Origin of the sequence: Rhodopseudomonas sp. G2_2311, from assembly GCF_047501505.1 — a bacterium.
Classification (GTDB): Bacteria; Pseudomonadota; Alphaproteobacteria; order Rhizobiales; family Xanthobacteraceae; genus Rhodopseudomonas; species Rhodopseudomonas palustris_H.
Genome location: NZ_JAZDRK010000002.1, coordinates 248,740 through 269,831, shown reverse-complemented (window position 1 = coordinate 269,831; position 21,092 = coordinate 248,740). Strand labels below are relative to the sequence as shown.

Here is a 21,092-nt window from a genome sequence, read left to right as displayed (position 1 = left end):
GCCGGAAATCCGTTTTCGGTGGAGACGATTACGGGGATCATTGTCATCAACGCCGCGTCGTCACCGCGACATACTCCCATGCCTCACGCAACTCGGCGATGCTCGCGATGATCCGCCGCAGGTTGGCGGCGGCATGCGGCCTGCCATAGGACCGCAGCGCCGCCAGCACCAGCGCATTGTAGGTCTCATACAGCCGCTCGGCGACGGCGCCTCCACGGTTGCAATCGAGATGATGGCTCAGGCCGCGGAGAATTGCGGTCGCCCGCACCAGGCAATCGTGGCCATGCTCAAATCGGCGTGCCTCCTGCGCCTCGATCGCCTGATGCAGCAGCGTGATGGCGCCGCCGTGCAACATCACCACGGCCTTCAGCGGAGGAACGGTTACGGCGGTGCCGCGATAAGCCTGATTGGCGCGGTGCGCCATTGCATTCTGGGTCATCAATTACTCGAACTGGCGTTAAGCAGGGCCTTGAGATAGGTCATCGTGTTGTCGGCGCTCGCGATCGCCGCCTGGTATTTGGCGTATTGGGTCTGCAGCTGCGCCTTGAACGTGGCAGCCGCGGCCGTGATGTCGTCCACCCGCTGCTGCAGCTCGCTGTCGCGGCTCTGCAGATTGGTGATCAGCGTCTGCAGCGAGCCGGTGCTGGCCGAGGCCGTCTTGGCGATCTGGTACATTTGCGTGGCAATGCCCGATGTCGACGTGACGGTGATCGACTGCGAGGTGGTGCCGGTATAGGTGAATGCCATGCCGGCGTAGATGCTGCCGGACGCGCCGATGATCGTGTTGCCGCTGATCGTGAACAGCGAACTGTCGCCACCGACCGAAGCGCTGCTCAGCGTTCCGCTGGAATCAACGGTCAGATCCAGCGTGAACGACTGGGGGGACGTTCCGGTGTTGACGACGCTGAGCTGGCTGGACGACGTGGTGGTCTGCGCCGACAGCAGCTTGGTGACGCCGCTGAGATTGGTCGAGAGGATCGTCGACAGCGTGCTCGTATCGAGTTCGAGCTCGTTCTGATCGTTGAACGAAAGGCCGAGGTCGCTCATCGACAGCCCGCCTACCGTCGTGTTCAGTGCGGCTTCCAGCCGGGTCGTGATATCGCGCATGGTCCCGTCGCCGAACAGCACCGCGCTGTCCGATGCCGTGCCATCGGAGTTGGTCGCCTGCTGCGCGATCACCTCGTCCCGATACGTATTGTAATTGGTGACGAAGGTGGTCAGCGCCGACTGGATCTGGCTGGTGTCGGTTCCGATGCTGATGTTGATGGCCGAGCCGGTCGGCGTCGCCTGCAGCAAATTGAAGGTGACGCCTGCGAGCACGTCGGTAATGTCGTTGGTGTCCCGCGTCATCGAGATGCCGTCGAGCGAGAACTTCGCCGCTTGGGCGGTTTGCAGCACGTTCGCGAACGCACCGGAGCTGTCGGTGAAGCCGAGCGAATTCAGAATGTCTGTCCCGGAACTGCTCGAATAGGTGATATCGGCCGCGTCCTTGGTGCCGGTCAGCACCATTTCGTAGGCACCGGAGGACACCTGGACGATCGACGCCTCGACGTTCGTTGTCGAGGTCTGCGCGTTGACCGCATCGACGATATCCTGCAGCGACATCGTGCTGGTGACGGTGATGTCTGCGGTGGATCCGCCCGCGAGCCCGAGCGAAAACACGCCCGAATAGCCGAGATCGTCGGTCTGACTGGACTGCGTCGTGCCCATCACCTTGTGGGCGGTAGCGATCTGGCTGATCGTCAGCGTATGGTCGCCGGTCGCGGCACCGTTACTGACGCTCATCGACAGCGCCGAGGAGGCGCTGACATCGCCGGTCGACGACAGCGTTGCGGCACGCGTGGCGAACACGTTGGTGGCCAGCGAATTGACCACCGCGGTCGCCAGCGAGGACAATCCCGACGACAGCTTGGAGAGATCGGTCTGCAGCGTCTGATAGGCCGAGATCTTCGCCTCGTTGGCGGTGATCTTGGTCGAGATCGAAGTGGCCGCGGCGAGCTTGGCGTTCACCGCCGAGGCGATCAGCGAATCCCAGTCGACGCTGGTGGTGGTCGAGCTGCCCGAGGTCGTCACCGAGGCGCCAGATGACGACGTCAACGAACTCGTGCTGCTGGTCGTGGCGGTGCTCGACGTCGTGCTGCTGACCGAGGTCATGACCAAAGTCCGATCACAGGAGGAGGCCGGGCCGGCAGGTGCCGGCCCGGATAGACGTCATCAGCCGAGCAGCTTCAGCAGATATTGCGGCATCTGGTTCGCCGCGGCTTCGGCCGACACCGCCGCCTGGGTCTTCACTTCGGCGGACGACAGTTTCGCCTGCTCGGCCGCGATGTCGACGTCCTTGATGGCGGAATTCGCCGACTGCAAATTCTGCGTCTGGGTCGAGATCGAGTCGGCGCTGAAATTGAACCGCGACTCCTGCGCGCCGATGCTGGCGCGGGCCGACGATACGGTGTTGATCGCGGTATCGAGCGCGCTCAGCGCCGTGGTGGCGCCGGACAGGCTGCTGACGTCCAGCGTCGACACACCCAGCGTCGAAGCCTTCAGGTTCGACAGCGTAATTGTGATCGAGTCGCTGCTCTGCGTGCCGACCAGCACGGCGACGCCGGAGGCGAATACGCTGGTGCCGTCGAGCAGGCTCTGGCTCGAATAGCGGGTGCCGCTCGCGATCGAATCGATCTGGCTCGAGAGCTGAGAGAATTCCGAATTGATATAGGCGCGGCTGGAGTCGGTGGTGGTGCCGGAGGCCGATTCCGAAGCCAGCGACTTCATCCGGGCGAGAATGTCGCTGATGTTCGACGCACCGCCGTCGGCGGTCTGCAGGATCGCCACCGCCTGCGAGGCGTTGGTGGCGGCCTGCTGCAGCGTGGTAACGTCGGACGAGATCCGCGTCGAGATCGCAAGGCCGGCAGCGTCGTCGGACGCCGAGGTGATGCGCGAGCCGCTCGCCAGTTTCGACAGCGAGCTGGTCTCCTGGGCGGAGTTGATGTTGAGGTAGCGGACCGCAGAGTTGGCCGCCGTGTTGGTCGAGATCGCGGGCATATCAAGGCTCCTGTGCTGAACGGCATAACCCGCCGCATCGCGGCGATGACACCTGACGACGCGGGATCGTCCCCGTCTGAGTGCTCAAACGGAGGGACCGGCCGCGATCAGGCGACCAGCGCGGACGCAGCGAAAGTTATGGTCAAAAATCGGTAAACGCCGCCCGCAGCTCGGACTCGTCGCCGCTGAGCCGCGCGCGCAACTGCTGACGCCCGCGCTTAAGCAGCGACTCCACAGCGGCGATGGTGGTGTCCATCACCTCGGCGATCTCAGCGTTGCTCATGTTCTCGTGGTACGACAGAATCACCGCGATCCGCTGCTGTTCGGGCAGCCGCTGCATCGCGGCTTCGAGCAGATTGCTGAGCTCGTTGCGCTCGATCACGCGAACCGCATCCGGCTGAGTATCCGCCACTTCGGGGACAGCTTCGACGTTTTCGGTCCGCGGCTTGCGGCGCAGGTCGATGCAGCGATTGCTGACGACGCGATACAGCCAGGTTGAGAACTTGGCGCGGCCGTGCTGCCAGCGCCCGCGATGCGTCCACACCTTCAACATGGTGTCCTGCACCACGTCTTCGGCATCGGCTGCATTGCCGAGAATGCGGAGCGCGATCGAATAAGCGCGGTCGATGTGCCGCTCGACCAGCATCCTGAAGGCCGCTTCGTCGTCGGTCGCAAGCCGGTCGAGCAGATCGGCATCCTCGTCGAACACCATCTCGGCACTAACCGGCGGACTATCGAGCACGATCTCGACCGGCTGCATGTCCGACGCTTCGTTATCAGCCGGGGCAGTCGCGGCGACTATGACTTCGGCGGGGGCCAAAACATCGAGCGCGCCATTCATCTCGCATCCTCCAACTCGCAGCCCCGGCAAAACTCCGCCAACGCGGGCTCATCGAGTTGAACGCGCCACCGCTCCCGATCAGGCGCTAGATTTTGCAATTTTTTCAGATACTTAGATGGAATAATTTGCCCACCGCCGGGCAAAATTTGCCGCCCTGGTCGCGGCCACGAGCCGCAAACAGCCGCTCCGCGCGCCGCGCGCGGCCACGACGGCGTCAGGACAGCAGGACTGGTGGTAGGACGGAGAAGCGCAGAAAGTCGAAGCCGCCGCTGAGCGACCTTGGGGCGATCAATTCGCCGAAGAACTGTCGACAAAGGCGGCATCTCCGCCCGCAGAAATTTCCAACTCATCGATCCGACGATCACACATGTTCGAATCTGTCAGTTCTCGGTGAAAGCAATCAACTGATCGCACGACGACTTTCTGTATCGACGCGCCTGATTTGTACCATGCGTCCGTTGAACAAAGGCAAACAATTGAGTTTCGCCTTATGTCTTTTGTTTCTATCGCTCACACACCACGCGCCGAGAATCGTTTCGCCTGGTCGTTCGATGTTTTCGATACATTTCTGATCCGCGCCTGTACCACGCCGACCGGCGTGTTCGAGCGGACTTATCAGCTGTCGCGTGTTTCGACTCTGTGTCCGAACATGTCTGAACATTTCGTCCAGCATCGCATCCTGGCCGAGTCGCGTGTCCGCGAGGCCGCGCGTTCGCGGGGACAGGCGACAGAAATCAGCATCGACCAGATCTACGCGCGCTTTCCCTTCCGGCTGTTCGGGCTGAAGCGCGAAGATCTCGACCACCTGATCGAGGCCGAATTCAGCGCCGAACTCGAACTGTGCCGAATCAATCCGGACATGCTCGAGCAATATCGCGCGCGCCGCCGCACCGGGAATCGTGTCGGCTTTATCTCCGATACCTATTGGAATACGGAGCAGCTGGGCCGGCTGCTGCGCGCCTGCAGCCCGGGTCTGACGTGGGATTTTCTGTACGCGTCTTGCGACCATGGCAGCGGCAAGGCAGAAAATCTATTCGCGACCTATCTGCGCCAACAAGGTATCGACGCAAGCTCCGCGTGCCACATCGGCGACAATGAGCATGCCGACGTTCGCGGCGCGAAGCGGCACGGCATCCGCCCACGGCACTATCCGCAAGCTGGCCCGCGGCTCGCAACGCGGTTGCTGCGCGAAGATTCGTTGCAGCAGCTGATGTTCAAAGGACAGCCGACGCGGCTCGACCACGGTGCACGCACGCTGCGGCGGATGGTGGCGGCGCGCAGTGCCGAAAAATCTGCGGCACATCATCTCGGCGCCACGGTGGTCGGACCGGTGTTGACGGCATTCGACGAATTCGTGGCGACGCGCAGCGCCAAACTTGCAGCCGATGGCCGCCGTGTCGCGATCGGGTTTCTCGGCCGCGACGGCTTCTTGTCGCACCGCCTGTGGCAACAGACCCGCGGCGAGCCCGCCGCCTATCTGGAGATCAATCGCCGCGTCAGCCTGATTGCCTCGGCCGATACAATCGGGCCGATCTGCGAACTGATCCGCAAGATCCCAAGGATCGACGCGGCGAAGCTGCAGGACATGCTCAAAATCTTGCCGCTGGCGCTGGCGGACTATTTTGGACGCTGCGACGGCGGAATCGCCACCGGCATCGAGCTGGCCGACGCTCTGCCAAGCCTGATCGAGCCACACGAGATCGAAACGCTCGCAGCCGGCCTACGCGGCCGCCTGCTCGATTACATCCGGCAGCAAATTCCCGACCTCGACGATTGCACCGATCTGCTGCTGGTCGATCTCGGCTATTCGGCCAGCGTGCAGAAGGCGCTGAGCCGCGTATTCAAACTCGCTGGCCTCGAGCTGCGCGTTCACGGCTGCTATCTGCTCGCCCTCGGCGACGCGTGGGACGACCTCGCCGAGCAGGACACCGTTTCCGGGCTGATCGACGACCTCGTTCTGACGCCGCATCTCAATCGGACGCTGATCCGCAACGCGCCGATGTTCGAGCAGATCTGCTGCTCGGCGGACGGTTCGGTGCGCGACTATGCGGACGGTCACGTGCTGCGCGAACCCGATCCGCGGCCGCCCGCGCAGATCGAGGTGACATCCGAGATTCAAGCGGGGGTGCTGACCTACGCGTCGGCCGCACGCGGTGTCGCCCGCGATGTTGGGCTCGATCCCTATCAGGATCCCGGCGTCGCCGCGCGCGCCGCGGCGGCGACGCTCGGCCGCCTGCTGCTGCTGCCGGACGAAGAAGAACTGGCGCTGTTCGGCTCATTTCAGCACGACGTTAATCTCGGCACCGAGACGCTCGCGCCCATGATTCACAGCGCCGCGATCGGCGACCAGATCGTGCTGCGGGGCCTGCCGACAACCTGTGCGCTGTCGCCGCCGCCGATGTGGATGGCGGGCAGCTTCGCCGCACGCTCGCCGTCGCATGCCTATCTGTATGCGTTGTTCGGCGCTGGCCAGCTTCCTGGCGAGATGGTCGGCGACCGGCCTCACGGCTCGGTCCGGATCGGTCTGTTCGGTGCGGACGGCGCAGGATCGCTGCAGGAAGTGTCGGTGCTGCGCACCGGTTTCGGCGACCTGCGCCTGCGCATTCCGCTGTCTGGCGCGATGCGGATCGCCATGATCGCGGTGCCGTTGGGGCGGCTGGCGCGGGAGGGCGTGATCGACGGCGTGATGATCCAGCGCGGCGGCACCGCCGCCGAGGCGATGCGCACCGAAGCGTTCGCGCCGGTCGCAGCCGACCGTCTTGGCGCCGCCGGGCTGACCCGCAGCGGACGGCACTACCTCGCCCCAGACGACGACGGCTGCCTGCTGATACCGGTCGAGCCGGCGGACGGCATCACCATCTATACCGTCGCAATCACCCCGCTCGGCGGTTAGCGGATCCGGGGGCCGGCCGCGCCTGATCCGGCGACCTGGTGCGTTGAAGTCCAGACCATGCCTTCAACGAGCGCGCCATGATGCCGACCTCCCCCTCCGCCGAACTCACCAACCTGCTGCAAACAACCGGACTGCGGCTCGGGACGTCGCAGCGGCGACGGCTGGACTGGCTGGCGAATCGCGCGGGCCCCGCACAGCTGCAACGCCCCGGCGAAACGCCGGACCCCGACGCCGCGTTGGTGATCGTGATCGAGCCGATGAGCGGCGCCGGCGCCGAGCTGTTCTGCAGCGCGCTGCCGCGCGATTGCGTGGTGGTGCTGCCGTTCGGGGAAAATCCCGACTTCGATTTCCTCAAGTCCAAACTCACCGAGTTCGGCACCGTCGGACCATGCGGCGCCGAGGGCCCGCACGAAATGTGGTGGGGCGGAGTGGGCGACGCCGAGACGCTCGCGGCCGATGCGTCCGAGACAGCCCGGCCTCGGATCGTGTCCTGCTATCAGCACGGCTGCGACGATCTGGTCTGGCCGCTGCAGCACGCCGCTCAGTCGCTCGGCCTCGCCGCGCACATCAGCCCGCTGATGAGCGAATGCGACGACCGTCTGCTCGCTTACGAGAAGGCCGAGTTCATCCTGCAGGCCTGGGAGCAGTTTCCCGAACCGCTGCTCTATATCGAGGCCGGCGCGTTGTTGCAGGCGCCGCCGTTCCTGCCGGCGCAGCTCGATTGCGACGTCGCCCTGCACCGATGGAATCGCTGGGAACTGTCGGCGCGGACCTTGTATTTCGGACGTTCAGAGGCAGCGAAAGCGCTGCTACTCGGCTGGCGGCGGCTGGCAAAGGCCCACCCCACCGTCTGGGACGGCTATCTGCTCGATCAAGCCTGGAGCCTTGCGCTGTCGCGCAGCGCGCTCGACACGGTGTGGCTGCCGCGCAGCTATCACACGCTGCACGGCGATCCGGCGCAGCCCTCGGCGACGATCGTTCACGACCTGCCCGGCACCGCGGCCGATCTCGGCCCCGATCCCGGCTTCGCATCGCTGGTGCGTACCGCACGCCGTGCCGGCCGCACCGGCGGACGTGACGCGCTGGTGGTGATGACCTCACATCAAGCCTCCGGCGACGGGGTTGCGGTCATCCTGCGGGACATCGCGGCCGCGGACAGCCGGGTGGTGGCCACGACGGTCGAGACCACGACAAGCGCCTTCGCAGCCGACAATGGCGGATTCGGCCGGCTCGAACTGATGCTGTGCGCCTGGCGAGATGAGGTCGACTTCGCTCGCGAAGCGGCAACGTCGGCGCGGTTGCGCGTGGCGGAGATCGTGCCCGGCCAGCCGATCCCGCACGACTTCTTCGCCAAGCTCGATCGGCAAGACGCCGGTACCCCTTCCCTGATCGCTCGCGGTCGCTAGGTCGCCTTCACCTCCAGGAGCTCGTCATGCTGAAAAACCTGATCCTGTTCGCCGCCAATGCCGAACACCGGCCGGCGCTCGCCGCGCTGCTGCGCGAGCACAATCCCGGACTGACCGTTAGTGATGATCTCGAACTCCGCGATCTGGAGCAGCTTGAGCCCGAGGAATTGCAGGAGTCGCGACTGATCTGTTTCGGCGGCCCGCTGACTCTGCAGAGCGATGTGGTGAAGCAGATCGGCCACGGCGCCTATCAGTTTTACTACGCGCCGCTGCAGTACCCGGGGCTGGCGCCCACCACCGCCCAGGAGGCCGAAGATGATGGGCCGTGCGTTTCGGTGATCGCGCAATCGATCGGCGACGCCGCGCCGTTCGATCAGATCCTCGACATCGAGACCGTCACGCTGCCGCCGAACATCGAGGCCCCACAGCGCGATCTGATCGCCTTCACCCGTCTCGCCCGGATGTTCTGGCGCCTATCGCACGCCATCGCTTGCGAAAGCATGCCCGCGGAGCCGCGCAGCACCCGTCTCAACTGACAGACCTACCCGGACGTTCGGACGCAGGTCGGCGCGCTGGGCCGGCCCCGCGCTGCGCTGGACCGCGCGAGTGCACGGCGTGTCGCCGCCTAGTCAAATTTTGAGTTCGGGAAAATTCGAAATGGCGCGCCCGAAAGGATTCGAACCTCTGACCCCCAGATTCGTAGTCTAGCATGCACGTTTGTTTCAACGCGGCAAAACTGCAAACTTGGTAGGAAGCTGCGGACGGCTTTTCAATGGGTTAGATGGTTGATTGCAAACTGTTTGGTGCTGTCGTGAGCAAGCACCAATGCCCGCCAAATCGGTTTTCGATATCCAACGATCTGGAAGCAATTCGGGGTCTTCGACGCGCGTGGACGGCCGCAAGCCCCTGGGCTCGTAGGCGCTTTATCAGCGAGCTGATTGATCCTGTTTGCCTCAGCGAAGCTGAGCCGCCGACGATCGATGTTGAGACTCCCAAGTGAGCTGGCAAGCAAGAATGGAGCTTGAGGACGCCTGGCGCAGTGCCACGCCCGATTTCCGGCGCGTCGTGATCGTTCACCAGCGAGGCGAACCATGACGTCGCCTCCGCTCGACTTGGAGTGGTTCTTCTCAGTTTGGGAGAAACCCATGCATCCGGTGATCGCGGACGAGCGGCGGCCCATTCAGACGCGGCTGGAGGTTTGCTGCAAAGTGATGCAAACCTATCGGGGGTTTTCGCCACCGTGGCGAAAACCTCTGCGATTGGTGGCCCTCGATCTGCGCGGAAAGATCTTTTCCACGGTGGAAAAGATCGGTCGCATCGTGGTTCGCGCCACGGTGGCGCAAACCCCCATCAGGATTGGAGCTGGCCCGCATTTGATTTGCCCCGCCATGGGGCAAATCTCTCGGCGCAGCCTCACGGGCGCGTCCCCCGCTCCCCCGCGCATCGGCGTGGCGGCGGTCCGAACCCTCTCACGGTGGCGAAGACCACCACCAATTACCGATCTCCCGCCACCTGTTGCAGATCGGCAACCGATAGTCGCGGGGGTTTGCGGGAGTACGCAACTAACTGTCTCTCGCCGGATGTCATTGCGACACAATGCGTTTTCTTGTCGTTGCGAGAGTGGAGAGAGTTTCGCGCGCGCGTATACGCGTGAGAGAGGGGCATGGGAGAGTGCCAGCGTCGTTCATAGCTTGGCGAACAATTTCTCATGCGCGTTACGGAAAAACTATCTCTACCCGCTCTACTGTCTCTCAATTACAAGTAACTATCTCATATATCTCTCAAACTACCTTTCTACCACGACAACTAACTATCTCATAACTATCGCAAACTATCGCAAGAGGCAGGCGAGGCCTCCCTGAGCTAAGCGAATCTGCTTTGTTGAGGAGATGATGATTTGGCTGCTTGGGTAGGTGCGAAATGACGCTGACGACGGACGATCTGAAAATCATCGAAGGAAGCGTGAGGGTGGCGGATCTGCGGCTGGCGCGCGCGCTCGGCATTGGAAAGCCGATCGAGATCCGGAAACTGATCAATCGGCACCGGGTCGAGCTCGCTGCTTACGGTCAGCTCGTTGGTGCGCCAGCACCCGGCAAACGGACCGCCGACGCGGAATTCTGGTTGAACGAACAACAAGCGTTGGTGGTGTGCGTGCTCGCGAACTGCACTCACTCAGCAGCAGTCCACCGCGAGCTGATCGATCTGTTCGCGCAACATCGGCTCACGCTCTTGCGTGAATGCCGTCTAATCTTCGGCCGGAGAGCCGCGGCGAAATTCTGGCGCCAAATTGGCTTGCCTGCGGTGGCGGGAGACGAGCCGGCCGCGCGAGCTTCGCGCGCCGGCGAAGCCAATGTCGATCAGGTGAAGCGCTTCCTCGCTGCGGCGACGGCGCGGCGGCCCGGGGCGCAGGTGCAATCGAGCGTACTCTACTCAGCCTATCGCACATGGTGCGATTCGACCGGGGCGGATGTCATGCTCACTCAGACCATGTTCTCGCTAATCATCGGCCGCCTCGGGTTCGCGAAGCGCTGCTCCAGCGTAATGTTCTGGACCGGCCTGACCCTGGTCAACCACCTCGCTGCGGTGCCGACCGGCGAGGCCACGGGCCGGCTGCTTTGACGGGTCCTTTCCCGCCAAGGCCGATCGCGGGTCGAGGCGACCCCGAAATTTCGCTCGCTGAGATCAAATTTAGAGCTAAGATCAAAGTGCTAGAAGTGGTTGTTTCTGCAGCTTTTGCATAGCTCGCTCGGTTGGACCGAATTGGTTCCTGCTCGGAACTAATTCTCTGCCGAGCCGACAGTCGCCGGCATGATCAGCCTTTTCCCCTGCGAGGGTTCACACCTCGGCAGCCCTGCGGGAAGGGGGCGCGGGGGCGCCTCAGCAGTGTAGTAGCGGCGCTGTGGATCATCCTCTGATTTCGATCGCCCAGCGTCACCCATAATCACCCTCCGTCACCCAAAGGGTCCGACTAAAACGCTCGGCAGTTCGAAAAGCCGTTGCGACGCAGCCGTTTCTCGCAAACGCTGCGGGAATGCTAAAAGCCGCTCTGCGAAAATTCACTGATCTCATCACCCGCGCGTACGATGGCGCGGCCGGCGGGCGCCGTTGGCGCGGTCAATCCGAGATGCCGGTTATGTTGTCCGCGATGCACGCCGCACGTGGGCCGCTGGCGCGACGTGCGCGCTATCTCGCCGGCAGCAATCCGCTGGCGGCGTCCGGTGTGGAGGCGTGGGTGTCCGGCCTGATCGGCACCGGCATCAAACCGCAATCATCACATGCCGATCAGTCCATCCGATCAGCGCTCAACCTCGCATTCGAAAACTGGACCGATGACGCCGACGCGGACGGGCTGACCGATTTCTATGGCTTGCAGGCGATAATGGTTCGCCGGATGGTCATCGACGGTGAAGCCTTCGCGGTGCTCGGCACGATCGACGGTCGCTTGCGTGTTCGGTTGGTCGATCCGGAGCAAGTCGATCCGTCCCTCAACCGTGAACTGGAAGGTGGCCGGCGCATCGTTCAAGGCGTCGAGTTCGACGCCATCGGCCGCCGGGTCGCTTACCACATTCTGCCCGAACGGCCCGGTATGCCGTTCGCGCATCTGCCGCTCAACGCCACGCGCGTCCCGGCGGAAGACGTCGTGCACATGTTCCGCCCCGAGGTGCCCGGTCAGGTCCGCGGGATCTCTTGGTTCGCTCCCGTGTTGCTGCGGATCGCCGATCTCGATAGCTGGCGCGACTCGCAGCTCGTGCGCCAGAGGGTGGCCGCGGCTCTCGCCGGCTTCGTCACCAACAGCGGCGGCACGGGCGCACCGTTCGAAGGTGAACAAACAGGTGCAGCGCTGATCGGAGGCCTGGAGCCCGGCACGATCAAGTTTCTCGACCCTGGACAGGACATCAAGTTTTCGACGCCCGCCGACATCGGCGCGGAAGTGATCGACTTCGCCAAGATCACCGAACGCGAAATCTCGGTCGGCCTCGGCGTGCCGGCGGCGGTGATGACCGGCGACCTATCGGACGTGAACTATTCGAGCATCCGCGCCGGCCTGGTGGAATGGCGGCGGCGGATCGAAGCGACGCAACACGGCGTGGTGTCATTCCAGCTCATCCGGCCGGTGTGGCGGCGCTGGGCGACCCTTGAGGTGTTGTCCGGCCGTATCACCGGTACGGTTGCCGCGGCGCTGCCGATGAAGGCGATCACGCCAAAGCAGCAGTGGGTCGACCCCGCCAAGGACGTCAAGGCTGAGCTCGACGCCATTTCGGGCGGGCTGATGTCCCGCCGCGAGTCCGTGGCAAGCCGCGGCCTCGACATCGAAGCGCTCGACGCTGAGATCGCCGCCGACAAGGCGCGCGCTGACGCCCTCGGGCTTGTGTTCACCGCCAAACCCAAGCCGACGGCAGCCGAGCTGATCGCGTCGGCGAGCGAGGATCAACCATGACGATGACGCTAACCCGCAACGCGCCGTCGCCGGACCTTCTGACGCGCGAGGCGCCCATCCGCGCATCGAGCTGGAACGCGGAGCGGCGCACGTTCGAACTGGTGCTGTCGGCCGGAAGCTCCGTCGAGCGGTACGACAACGCCGGCGCCTTCGACGAAGTGCTCGATCTTCGGGGCGCGATGGCGCCGCCGCTGTTGCCGCTGCTCGATAATCACAATCGGTTCGCACTCGACGGCCGTCTCGGCGAAGTCAGCAACGTCAAACTGATACGTGGCGAGCTGATCGGCCTGGCGCGACTGTCGCGCCACTCGCCGATGGCGCAGCGCGTTGCGGCCGAACTGGGCGACGGCGTCAAGTTCGGCGTGTCGATCGGATATCGCGTGACCGCCTGGGCGGAGCGCATGAACACGAGAAATAAGCGGCGCGAGAAGGTGGCGACGGCCTTCGAAGTGCTCGAAGCCTCCCTCGTCGCCATTCCGGCCGATCAGGTCGCAACTACCAGGAGCCTTCCGATCATGGAACCCGAGACCACCATCACCAATCCGCCGCCGGCGGTGACCATCCCGCCGCCGGCCCCGACCACTACGCCGGCACAGACCATGACCCGCGCGGCGATCAACGTCGAGATCCGGAGCATCGCCAACACCGCCGGCCTCGGCGATGCCTGGGCGAACCAGCACATCGACAACGAGGCCCAGCTCGACACCGTCCGCGCTGCGGCGCTCGCCGCGATGGCGCAGCGATCGGTGGCGGCGAACTCGATCCGCAGCACCGGCGCCACGATCATCACCGACCACACCGATCCGGTCGCGATCCGCTCGGCGATGGCCGATGCGCTGGCGCATCGGCTGGCGCCCGCCCTGTGCAAGATCGAAGGCCGCGCGATCGAATATCGCGGCAGCCGGATTCTCGACATGGTCGGCGAACTGGCGACCGCGAACGGCGATCGGCTCAACCTCCGCGATCAGGACGCGCTGCTGCAGCGTGCAGTCGGCGCGCACAGCACCAGCGACTTCCCACTGCTGCTGGCGGCAGCGGCGAACAAGGCGCTGCTGGCGCAGTATCAAATCGCTGCGCCGACGTACCGCAAATGGGCGGCGCGCAAGCCGTTTGTCGATTTCAAGGACCATCAATTCCTTCGCGTCGGCGATTTCCCCGCGTTTAAGGAGATCGCCGAGAACGGCGAGGTGAAGTACGGCAGTATCTCGGAGAACGCCGAGAAGGTTGCCGCCAAAGAATACGGCACCGGCATCGCGATCGGGCGCCGCGCGCTGATCAACGATGATCTGTCTGCGCTGTCGGACTTCTCCAGCATGATCGCGATGCGTGCGGCGGTCGATGAAAACCGGATCGCGTACGGGGTGCTGAAGGCTAACGGCAACCTGTCCGACGGCAAGGAGCTGTTCCACACCGATCACGGCAACAAAGCGGCGGCGGGCACGGTGCTCGACGGCACCAACGTCAGCGCCGCGGTGGTGGCACTTCGCAGACAGAAGTCGCTCGATGGTCTCGCGCTCAACCTCCAGCCGGCTTACCTGGTGGTGGGCCCAGCCCGCGAAGTCGCTGCCCGCCAGCTGCTCACCGCGATCATGGCCACCAAGTCCGCCGATGTGAACGTCTGGGCCGGCTTCGCCGAACTGATCGTCGACGCGGAGATCACCGACAATCGCTGGTACATCTTCGCCTCGCCCGGCAGCGCACCTGTGGTGGTCTTTGGCTATGTCGGCGGTGCCGAAGGTCCGCAGGTTCGCACCGAGCGCGACTTTGACACGCAGGCCGTGAAGGTCGCGGCCGGGCTCGACTTCGCCGCCGGCGCGGTCGACTTCCGCGGCGCTTACTCCAACGCCGGGGCCTGATCATGACCGACATGGTGACCATCGGCGGCGTCTTGATCGACACCAGCAACCCTTGCGAAGTCGCCAAAGCGCTTCGCAAGGTCGAGCTGCGGGTCGCCGCCGGTGAAAACGCCGTGTCGGTGAAGTTCGAGGACCACGAAGTTCAGTTCGGTGCCTCGAACGTGAAGCGGCTGCGCGAGCTGATCGCTGAGTATGATCGGCAATGCAATCCCCGCCGCGTCCACACCTTCCTTCCATCGTTCAGCAAGGGATTTGACTGATGAAGAACTTCGTTCAACCCGGTGACAGCATCACCGTTCCTGCCCCGTCGGACGTCCTATCAGGTGATGGCGTGCTCGTTGGATCGCTGTTCGGCGTCGCGAATGCGGACGCTGACAGCGGCTCTGACGTGGTGCTTTCGACCGAGGGCGTATTCAGCCTTCCGAAGAAGAGCGCGCAGGCCTGGACCGTCGGGGCGGCGATCTATTGGGACGCTGCCAACGGCGAAGCGACCACCGCGAAGGACGACGGCGGAACGCCCGCCACGGCACACACCCTGATCGGCAACGCTGTCGCGGCTGCTGCGAATCCGTCGGCAAGCGGCGTCGTGCGCCTCAGTGTCTGATCGCTGCCGGCGATCAAACGTCGAAGAGTTGCGTCGGTGCGTCGATAGCACCGGCTGAACGTCCAAGCGGCGGGTGACGGTGCAAGGCTAGGCCAGTCTTTCAGTCCAACGCGCTCCCGCCACCTGAAGATATCAGGCGCGTTGCGACACGGTCAGGGGTGGGTTGGCCCCCACACGGCGCAGATCCCGCACGGTCCTCCTCCGTGCCTCCAAGCGCGTTCGCCGGCCGCGGCTCAGCAACCCGCGGCCGGCATCCTCTTCCTTAAGCAACCGGAAAGCGTCGGAAAGGGAGGCTGCGGTGAGAGTTCTCGAAATCAAGTACGACACCTCGTCCGTCAGCCGAATGGCGCGCACGTTCGCATCTGTAGGCCGCCAGACGCGCACCGTGGTGCTGGTGCGCGCGGTCAACCATACGGGTGCAAAGGCGCTCACGCAGATGCGCCGCGTCCTCGTTCCACAGACCGGGTTGAAGGGCAAGACCATACGTCGCGCGGTGGCGTCCAAGAAGGCGTTCAACGGCGGCGACTTCGTCATCCGTTCCAAAGGCGGAAACATTCGCCTTAAGCATTTCGGCGCCCGTGAGACGAAAGGCGGCGTCAGCGCCGCGCCGTGGGGCGTGCGCAGGATCTTTCCTCATACGTTCATCAAGGGAGGAGCGTTCCCGAAGCGGGTGCCCCTCAATATGGGCGGCCACGTGTACAAGCGCATCGGCAAGAACCGCTTGCCGATCGAGGGCGGGCGCTCCGGCCTATTCATTCCGGAGGAGATGATCTCCGGCAGATCTGCGGACGCCTTTCGATCGACGATCGAGCGGGAGCTGCCGAACCGAATTGCTCACGAGCTCTATCGAGTTCTTGCGAAGTAAAGACCGAAGGATAGCAGCGCGATGAAAGTAATCGAGGCTAAGGCAATCATCAGCGCCGCGGACAAGTCTGGCGGTGTGTTCGATGCGATTGCCCGGAAGCTGGAACGCCTTTCCAGTGTTGCCACGCGGGCGAGTAGTCGGGTCGCGGCGGCGGGAAGCGTCGCGGCGGCCTCCGAGCGGGCCGCCTCGGCAAGCGCGCGCGTCGGTGGTGCGGCTGGGCTTGCGGCAGGGCGCTTAGCTGTCGGCGCTGCCTCGCGCGTGCTGGCGCCGGCGGCCGTCGCTTATGGTGGCGTCAAGTCGGTCAAGCGCTTCGCTGAAACCGACATGGCGCTAACCCGGATCGGCATCACCGCCGATGCGACGGATGAACAGATCGGCAAGCTCAATAAGTCGGTGCGTGATCTCGCCTTCGCCTCGGGCAAATCGTTCAATGAGGTTACCAGTGGCCTCGAAAGCCTGGTTGCCGGCGGCATGGATCTGCCGCAGGCAATGCCGGCGCTGCCGGCGATCGTGCAGACTGCGCAGGCTGCAGGCGCCGAAGTCAGCGACATGGCCACGACTACGCTGGCGCTCAACCAGGCACTCGGAATTTCAACCGACAAGATGCAAACCGCGTTCGACGTTCTGGTGACTGGTGGCAAGGCCGGAAAGTTCGAACTCAAGGATATGGCCCGCTACATGGCGTCGATGGCCCCGCAAGCTGCTGCGATCGGGCTCAAGGGCGAGGCAGGCTTGAAGCGTATCGTCGCCGTGCTGCAGACGATTCGTGCAGGATCTGGAACGACTGAGGAGGCGGCGTCATCTTTCTCCGACTTGCTGGGCAAGATGGAGACCGATGAGACGCAAAACAAGTTTAAGAAATTCGGTATCGACATCCGCGCGCAGATGGATAAGGCGCGGAAGTCGGGGCGGGACCTGATCGACGTTCTTCTCGAAATGACTGAGAAGGCCACCAAAGGTGATCTGTCGAAGATCCCTCAGTTGTTCGGCGACAAAGAGGCCCGGCGCGCAGTTCTGTCGCTGCTTCAATATCGCGACCTGATGAAGGAGGTCACCGAAAAGCTTGGCAAGTCGGCCGGCTCGGCGATGAAGGATTTCGAACGTGCGATGGATCGTCCTCAAACGGCGATCAACAGGTTGTCCGAAAGCTTTGACCGCCTTTGGGAGGCCGCCGGCCGGGGCCTGGATGCGGCTGGTGCGTCGAAGGGGATGGATAAGGTCGCAAAAGTAATCGATGAGGCGGTCGATTATAAGAACAAGCCGGAGGAGGAACGCAATCGAATCCGTGCGGACGTTGAACGACGCACCGCCCTGAAGTGGCAGGCGTTGGCGCTTGAGGGGAAAATCAAGTTCTACGAGTCTCTCGATGGGTCGAAAGATCCAACGATTTGGGAACGCCTGAATGGGCACCCTGGTGCCGATCGCGAGAAGCTACTCGAAGCTTTGAGGTTGGAATTATTCGGCATTCGTGGAGCGATGTCGGCGGCGTCTCCGCAAGATCTCCCGCCGATCATGTCCGAGAAGGAGATCGAAGCGTTCAAGGCGGCGCAGGAGGAGCTGCGAAAACGGGCTGAGGCAGAGGCGGCGAAGCAGCAGTCGAAGGACGTTCGCCCGGGTGTGCCGCTGCCCCGGTCAGACCCGCGCAAGGAGCGGCCTTGGGAAAACAACATCCTTGACCTTCCCGCTCGCACAGCGCCTCGCGACGTGAACGTGACCGGAGAAGCGACAGTAACTAACAAGGTCAACGTCGATCTCAAGCTCAATACGGAGCTGTTCCGCGCTGAGGTGCGGGACATTGTCAAATCTGAGGTCGCGAAGGTCCCTCTTCGCGGAAACAGTCCTAACGGCCCTGGCTCAAAGGGCCGTTCGTCCCCCGACGTAGCGCCTGGTGGATCGGGTGCGACGGGCGGGTGGTGATGGAGTCTCCCTATGTCGATCGATGAACTATCATCACGCGTGGATGCTCTGACAAAGCGGTTGGCTTTGCTTGAAGATAGAGCTGCTGCGGCCTCCGTCGTCTCATGTGTAGCGGTCGGATTTCTGATCGCTGGAATGAACGTGTCCCCCCGCGACGTGATTCGAGCGCTGCGCAGCACAAAAGCAATCGTGTCGGCGGTCGATGAGTCCGAGACTGCTGATCCGGACGTGGCGCTGCGGCAACTGCGCATTGAGCAATTTATCCAAGACGAGATCGACCTGATCGAACAACAGATTAACGCGTACGGATCGTAGGCGAGCAGCTGCGGTCAATTTGCGCCGACGGCGGATGAAACCGCGGCGCGATAGGACGGCCGGGGTGCTGCAACGCCCCGGCCGTCGGTTGCGAGGTGGCGGTGATGATGGTGGGGGCTGCGCTCGATACTGATCGGCCGATCGGGCCGCCGCGGGAGCTGAGCAAGAGCGGGTTCGCAAGCCTGATCGGCGTCTCGCCCGGTCGCGTGTCGCAGATGATCAAGGACGGCTTGCCTGTCGAGGTGAACGGTAAGATCGACGTCGCCCGCGGAAAGCTTTGGGTTCAGGAGAATATAGACCAGCGTCGCAGCGTGGCGCAGCGCCAGGCCGAACTGCCGCTGGGCAGCCGGAATAAGGAAAGCCATCGCGACCGGCTGCTGCGCGAGCAAGCGGATAACGCGGCGCTGAAGAACCAGATCCTGCGCCGCGAATACGTGAAGGCGAGCGAGGTCGAGGCGCGGTGGGCGGACGTGCTGCGGCGGTTGCGCTCGAAGATCCTCGCGGTGCCGTCGCGGGTGCGGCAGGCCTGCCCGAACCTCTCGGCTCAGGATGTCGCGGCGATCGATAGCGAGCTGCGCGCCGCGCTCGAGGAAATGGCGGGGCCGGCCGATGCTTGACGCCTGCGACACGCTCGAGGAAGTGGAGCGCCGCGCGCTCGAATCGCTGCGGCCGCCGCCGCGGCTGACGCTGTCCGACTGGGTTGAGCATAACATTTACCTGCCGCACGGCGTATCGTCGTTGCCGGGCCTGGTGCAGCTCTGGCCCTTCCAACGCGAGATTGCCGACGCGATCGGAGATCCCGCGATCGAGCGGGTGACGCTGGTCAAGCCGGTGCGCGTGGGGTTTACAACGCTTCTCACCGGCGCGCTCGGCGCCTTCGTCGCGAACGACCCGGCGCCCATCCTGGCGCTGCTGCCGACCGAGGCTGATTGCCGGGACTACATGGTTTCGGAGATCGAACCGATTTTCTCGGCCTCGCCGGTGCTCGCCGATGCGCTCGGCGAAGCAAAGGACGAGTCTGGCCGCAACACCATCCTGTCCCGTCGCTTCCCTGGCGGCTCGCTTAAGATTGTCGCCGCCAAAGCGCCGCGCAATCTTCGCCGGCACACCGCGCGGGTGCTGCTGGTCGATGAAGCTGACGGAATGGAAGTGACCGCCGAAGGTCCGCCGATCGCGCTGGCAGAAAAGCGCACCCTGTCGTTCGCCGACCGTAAGATTGTGATCGGCTCGACGCCGACCTTCGAAGGCACCAGCTATATTCTGCGGAGCTACTCGCTCAGCGATCGGCGGATATTCGAGACGCCGTGTTTCGATTGCCGCGCGCCGCACGAAATCGTTTGGAGCGACATCCAATGGCCCGAGGGCCGGCCGGCTGAGGCTTACTACGTCTGCCCATCGTGCGGCTGTGTCGTATCCGAACGACACAAGCTAGAGATGGTGAACGGCGGCGCCTGGCGCGCGACCGCGCCGGAGGTGATCGGCCACGCCGGCTTTCGGCTCAACGCGCTGGTGTCGCTGCTGCCGAACGCGAGCTGGGGGAAGCTGGCTACAGAATTTGTCGCGGCGAAGAGCGATCGCACCACGCTGCAGGTGTTTGTGAACACCATCTTGGCGGAAGGCTTCCGCGTCGATGGCGGCGAGGAGATCGACGACGAAGCCCTGGCGAAGCGGGCAGAGCCCTTCGGTTGCGAGGCGATGCCCGAAGAGGTGCTGGCGATCACTGCCGGTGTCGACGTGCAGCGCGATCGGCTCGAAGTCACGTTACTCGGTTGGACTGAAGCTGGCCCAATGCTGGCGCTCGGTGCGTTCGTGATCTGGGGGCGTCCAGAGGACGACTCGACCTGGGCAGAACTCGACGACCTTCTGAAGAGGCGTTTTCCGCACCCGCTCGGCGGCACGATCGGGATCGACGCGACGGCGATCGATTCTGGCGACGGCGAAACAATGGAGCAGGTTTACAAGTTCTGCTTTCCTCGCGCCGCGCGGAAGATCTTCGCGATCAAGGGTGACGGCGGCTTCCGGCGGCCATTCATCGAACGTTCTTCGTCGAGCAAGGCCCGCGGCGGGATGCTCTTCATCGTCGGCGTCGATCCGATCAAGGACCACATCACCGCCAAGCTGACCGGCGGCAATGGCGCGATACGGTTCTCGGACACGCTGCCGGCGAGCTGGTACGAGCAGCTCTGCAGCGAGCGCGCGATCATCCGCTACTCACGCGGGCAGCCGACGCGGCGATTCGAACGCATCCCCGGCCGGCGCGCCGAGGCGCTGGATTGCGTCGTCTATGGGGTGGCGGCGCGGTATCTGCTCAACATCAATTGGGCCGCGCGCGCCGAGGCGCTGCGCAGCCCCGAACTCGCATTGGCTCCGGCAATGCGACCGCGGGTGATCAGGTCGAGTTGGATTGATGGGTGAGGCCAAATTGGCACGTCGGTGTTCGCACCAACGCAGCTACGATTAGTCAACGAGAAGGCCAGTCGATCCAATCGCAATTTGACCTCGCCGCCTTGGACAGCTGTACTGATACTCACCCGTGAGGTGATGCTCGACCAGCGAGTGCCCAGAGAAGAAAATGCAGGTCCGGGAGATCATCAATGGCTTATCACCATAGCCGGACAGCACCTTGACTTCGAAGCGCTCGTACACCAATGGCTCGTACCACCATCCGGCCAGAGCAAGGAGAGCAAGCAAAACTCCAAGCGCTCGCATCTGGAGTATCGCCTAACTGAATTCAATCGAGAGCAGCTTCTCACCGCGCTTCTTGAACCTGCCGAACTGCTGAGGTTGACCGTGGCTGCACGGTCCAAAGACCACCTCGGCGTCGTCTGGAAGGTGCGCGATCGCGTCTCGGATGTCGCCAACGGTCAAGTAACCATCGGGGCTTCCTGAAATCATCGTCCCGCTCGGCACGTGCGTGC

At 63.7% G+C, this 21,092-nt stretch carries 18 protein-coding genes; 14 read left to right on the top strand and 4 right to left on the bottom strand.

What is annotated here, in order from left to right; translation table 11 throughout:
- Positions 1-46: 46 nt before the first annotated feature.
- The 4 genes from fliS to VRZ08_RS04185 all read right to left on the bottom strand — a co-directional run bounded on the left by fliS (position 47) and on the right by VRZ08_RS04185 (position 3,880).
- Positions 47-439 carry a flagellar export chaperone FliS gene (gene fliS, locus VRZ08_RS04200; protein ID WP_414531664.1) on the bottom strand — a complete coding sequence of 131 codons (393 nt, stop codon included), beginning with the start codon at positions 437-439 and terminating at the stop codon, positions 47-49.
- Positions 439-2,154 (bottom strand): flagellar filament capping protein FliD, encoded by a 1,716-nt coding sequence (fliD, locus tag VRZ08_RS04195; RefSeq protein WP_414531663.1) that lies wholly within the window; start codon positions 2,152-2,154, stop codon positions 439-441. Before fliD ends, fliS begins: the two co-directional genes overlap by 1 nt.
- Before the next feature lie 60 nt (positions 2,155-2,214).
- Positions 2,215-3,039 carry a flagellin gene (locus VRZ08_RS04190; RefSeq protein ID WP_011156207.1) on the bottom strand — a complete coding sequence of 275 codons (825 nt, stop codon included), beginning with the start codon at positions 3,037-3,039 and terminating at the stop codon, positions 2,215-2,217.
- A gap of 142 nt (positions 3,040-3,181) precedes the next feature.
- Positions 3,182-3,880 (bottom strand): RNA polymerase sigma factor, encoded by a 699-nt coding sequence (locus VRZ08_RS04185; protein WP_263990478.1) that lies wholly within the window; start codon positions 3,878-3,880, stop codon positions 3,182-3,184.
- Between the two features lie 490 nt (positions 3,881-4,370).
- Here VRZ08_RS04185 and VRZ08_RS04180 point away from each other — a divergent pair, with 490 nt between their 5' ends.
- The 14 genes from VRZ08_RS04180 (at position 4,371) to VRZ08_RS04115 (ending at position 21,063) form a co-directional block, all read left to right on the top strand.
- Positions 4,371-6,773 (top strand): hypothetical protein, encoded by a 2,403-nt coding sequence (locus VRZ08_RS04180; RefSeq protein WP_414531662.1) that lies wholly within the window; start codon positions 4,371-4,373, stop codon positions 6,771-6,773.
- 77 nt (positions 6,774-6,850) lie between these two features.
- Positions 6,851-8,179, top strand: coding sequence for a hypothetical protein (locus VRZ08_RS04175; protein ID WP_414531661.1), 1,329 nt, complete (start codon positions 6,851-6,853; stop codon positions 8,177-8,179).
- Between the two features lie 26 nt (positions 8,180-8,205).
- Positions 8,206-8,715, top strand: a complete 510-nt coding sequence (locus tag VRZ08_RS04170; RefSeq protein WP_414531660.1) for a hypothetical protein — start codon at positions 8,206-8,208, stop codon at positions 8,713-8,715.
- Positions 8,716-10,099: 1,384 nt separating this feature from the next.
- The gene (locus VRZ08_RS04165; RefSeq protein ID WP_414531659.1) at positions 10,100-10,798 is read left to right on the top strand and encodes a hypothetical protein; all 699 of its coding nucleotides are present in this window, start codon (positions 10,100-10,102) and stop codon (positions 10,796-10,798) included.
- Between the two features lie 412 nt (positions 10,799-11,210).
- Complete coding sequence (locus VRZ08_RS04160) at positions 11,211-12,617, top strand: phage portal protein (protein ID WP_414531658.1); 1,407 nt, start codon at positions 11,211-11,213, stop codon at positions 12,615-12,617.
- Entirely contained in the window at positions 12,614-14,473 is a 1,860-nt protein-coding gene (locus tag VRZ08_RS04155; protein WP_414531657.1) for a prohead protease/major capsid protein fusion protein, read from the top strand. Before VRZ08_RS04160 ends, VRZ08_RS04155 begins: the two co-directional genes overlap by 4 nt.
- 2 nt (positions 14,474-14,475) lie before the next feature.
- Positions 14,476-14,733, top strand: coding sequence for a hypothetical protein (locus tag VRZ08_RS04150; protein ID WP_414531656.1), 258 nt, complete (start codon positions 14,476-14,478; stop codon positions 14,731-14,733).
- Positions 14,733-15,077, top strand: coding sequence for a DUF2190 family protein (locus tag VRZ08_RS04145; protein WP_414531655.1), 345 nt, complete (start codon positions 14,733-14,735; stop codon positions 15,075-15,077). The genes VRZ08_RS04150 and VRZ08_RS04145 overlap by 1 nt, the downstream gene beginning before the upstream one ends.
- Positions 15,078-15,375: 298 nt before the next feature.
- The gene (locus VRZ08_RS04140; protein ID WP_414531654.1) at positions 15,376-15,942 is read left to right on the top strand and encodes a hypothetical protein; all 567 of its coding nucleotides are present in this window, start codon (positions 15,376-15,378) and stop codon (positions 15,940-15,942) included.
- A 21-nt stretch (positions 15,943-15,963) separates the two neighbouring features.
- Complete coding sequence (locus VRZ08_RS04135; RefSeq protein ID WP_414531653.1) at positions 15,964-17,859, top strand: phage tail tape measure protein; 1,896 nt, start codon at positions 15,964-15,966, stop codon at positions 17,857-17,859.
- 12 nt (positions 17,860-17,871) lie between these two features.
- A complete protein-coding gene (locus tag VRZ08_RS04130) occupies positions 17,872-18,174 on the top strand; it encodes a hypothetical protein (protein WP_414531652.1) in 303 nt (100 codons plus the stop codon).
- Between the two features lie 215 nt (positions 18,175-18,389).
- A complete protein-coding gene (locus VRZ08_RS04125) occupies positions 18,390-18,791 on the top strand; it encodes a DNA packaging protein (protein WP_414531651.1) in 402 nt (133 codons plus the stop codon).
- Positions 18,784-20,589, top strand: a complete 1,806-nt coding sequence (locus tag VRZ08_RS04120) for a phage terminase large subunit family protein (RefSeq protein WP_414531650.1) — start codon at positions 18,784-18,786, stop codon at positions 20,587-20,589. Before VRZ08_RS04125 ends, VRZ08_RS04120 begins: the two co-directional genes overlap by 8 nt.
- Positions 20,590-20,715: 126 nt before the next feature.
- Complete coding sequence (locus tag VRZ08_RS04115) at positions 20,716-21,063, top strand: hypothetical protein (protein ID WP_414531649.1); 348 nt, start codon at positions 20,716-20,718, stop codon at positions 21,061-21,063.
- The last annotated feature ends 29 nt before the right edge of the window (positions 21,064-21,092 follow it).

Coding starts and splice junctions, on each gene's coding strand:
- fliS (WP_414531664.1), bottom strand. CDS start 439: ATGACCCAGAATGCAATGGCGCACCGCGCCAATCAGGCTTATCGCGGC.
- fliD (WP_414531663.1), bottom strand. CDS start 2,154: ATGACCTCGGTCAGCAGCACGACGTCGAGCACCGCCACGACCAGCAGC.
- VRZ08_RS04190 (WP_011156207.1), bottom strand. CDS start 3,039: ATGCCCGCGATCTCGACCAACACGGCGGCCAACTCTGCGGTCCGCTAC.
- VRZ08_RS04185 (WP_263990478.1), bottom strand. CDS start 3,880: ATGAATGGCGCGCTCGATGTTTTGGCCCCCGCCGAAGTCATAGTCGCC.
- VRZ08_RS04180 (WP_414531662.1), top strand. CDS start 4,371: ATGTCTTTTGTTTCTATCGCTCACACACCACGCGCCGAGAATCGTTTC.
- VRZ08_RS04175 (WP_414531661.1), top strand. CDS start 6,851: ATGATGCCGACCTCCCCCTCCGCCGAACTCACCAACCTGCTGCAAACA.
- VRZ08_RS04170 (WP_414531660.1), top strand. CDS start 8,206: ATGCTGAAAAACCTGATCCTGTTCGCCGCCAATGCCGAACACCGGCCG.
- VRZ08_RS04165 (WP_414531659.1), top strand. CDS start 10,100: ATGACGCTGACGACGGACGATCTGAAAATCATCGAAGGAAGCGTGAGG.
- VRZ08_RS04160 (WP_414531658.1), top strand. CDS start 11,211: ATGCTAAAAGCCGCTCTGCGAAAATTCACTGATCTCATCACCCGCGCG.
- VRZ08_RS04155 (WP_414531657.1), top strand. CDS start 12,614: ATGACGATGACGCTAACCCGCAACGCGCCGTCGCCGGACCTTCTGACG.
- VRZ08_RS04150 (WP_414531656.1), top strand. CDS start 14,476: ATGACCGACATGGTGACCATCGGCGGCGTCTTGATCGACACCAGCAAC.
- VRZ08_RS04145 (WP_414531655.1), top strand. CDS start 14,733: ATGAAGAACTTCGTTCAACCCGGTGACAGCATCACCGTTCCTGCCCCG.
- VRZ08_RS04135 (WP_414531653.1), top strand. CDS start 15,964: ATGAAAGTAATCGAGGCTAAGGCAATCATCAGCGCCGCGGACAAGTCT.
- VRZ08_RS04130 (WP_414531652.1), top strand. CDS start 17,872: ATGTCGATCGATGAACTATCATCACGCGTGGATGCTCTGACAAAGCGG.
- VRZ08_RS04125 (WP_414531651.1), top strand. CDS start 18,390: ATGATCAAGGACGGCTTGCCTGTCGAGGTGAACGGTAAGATCGACGTC.
- VRZ08_RS04120 (WP_414531650.1), top strand. CDS start 18,784: ATGCTTGACGCCTGCGACACGCTCGAGGAAGTGGAGCGCCGCGCGCTC.
- VRZ08_RS04115 (WP_414531649.1), top strand. CDS start 20,716: ATGCTCGACCAGCGAGTGCCCAGAGAAGAAAATGCAGGTCCGGGAGAT.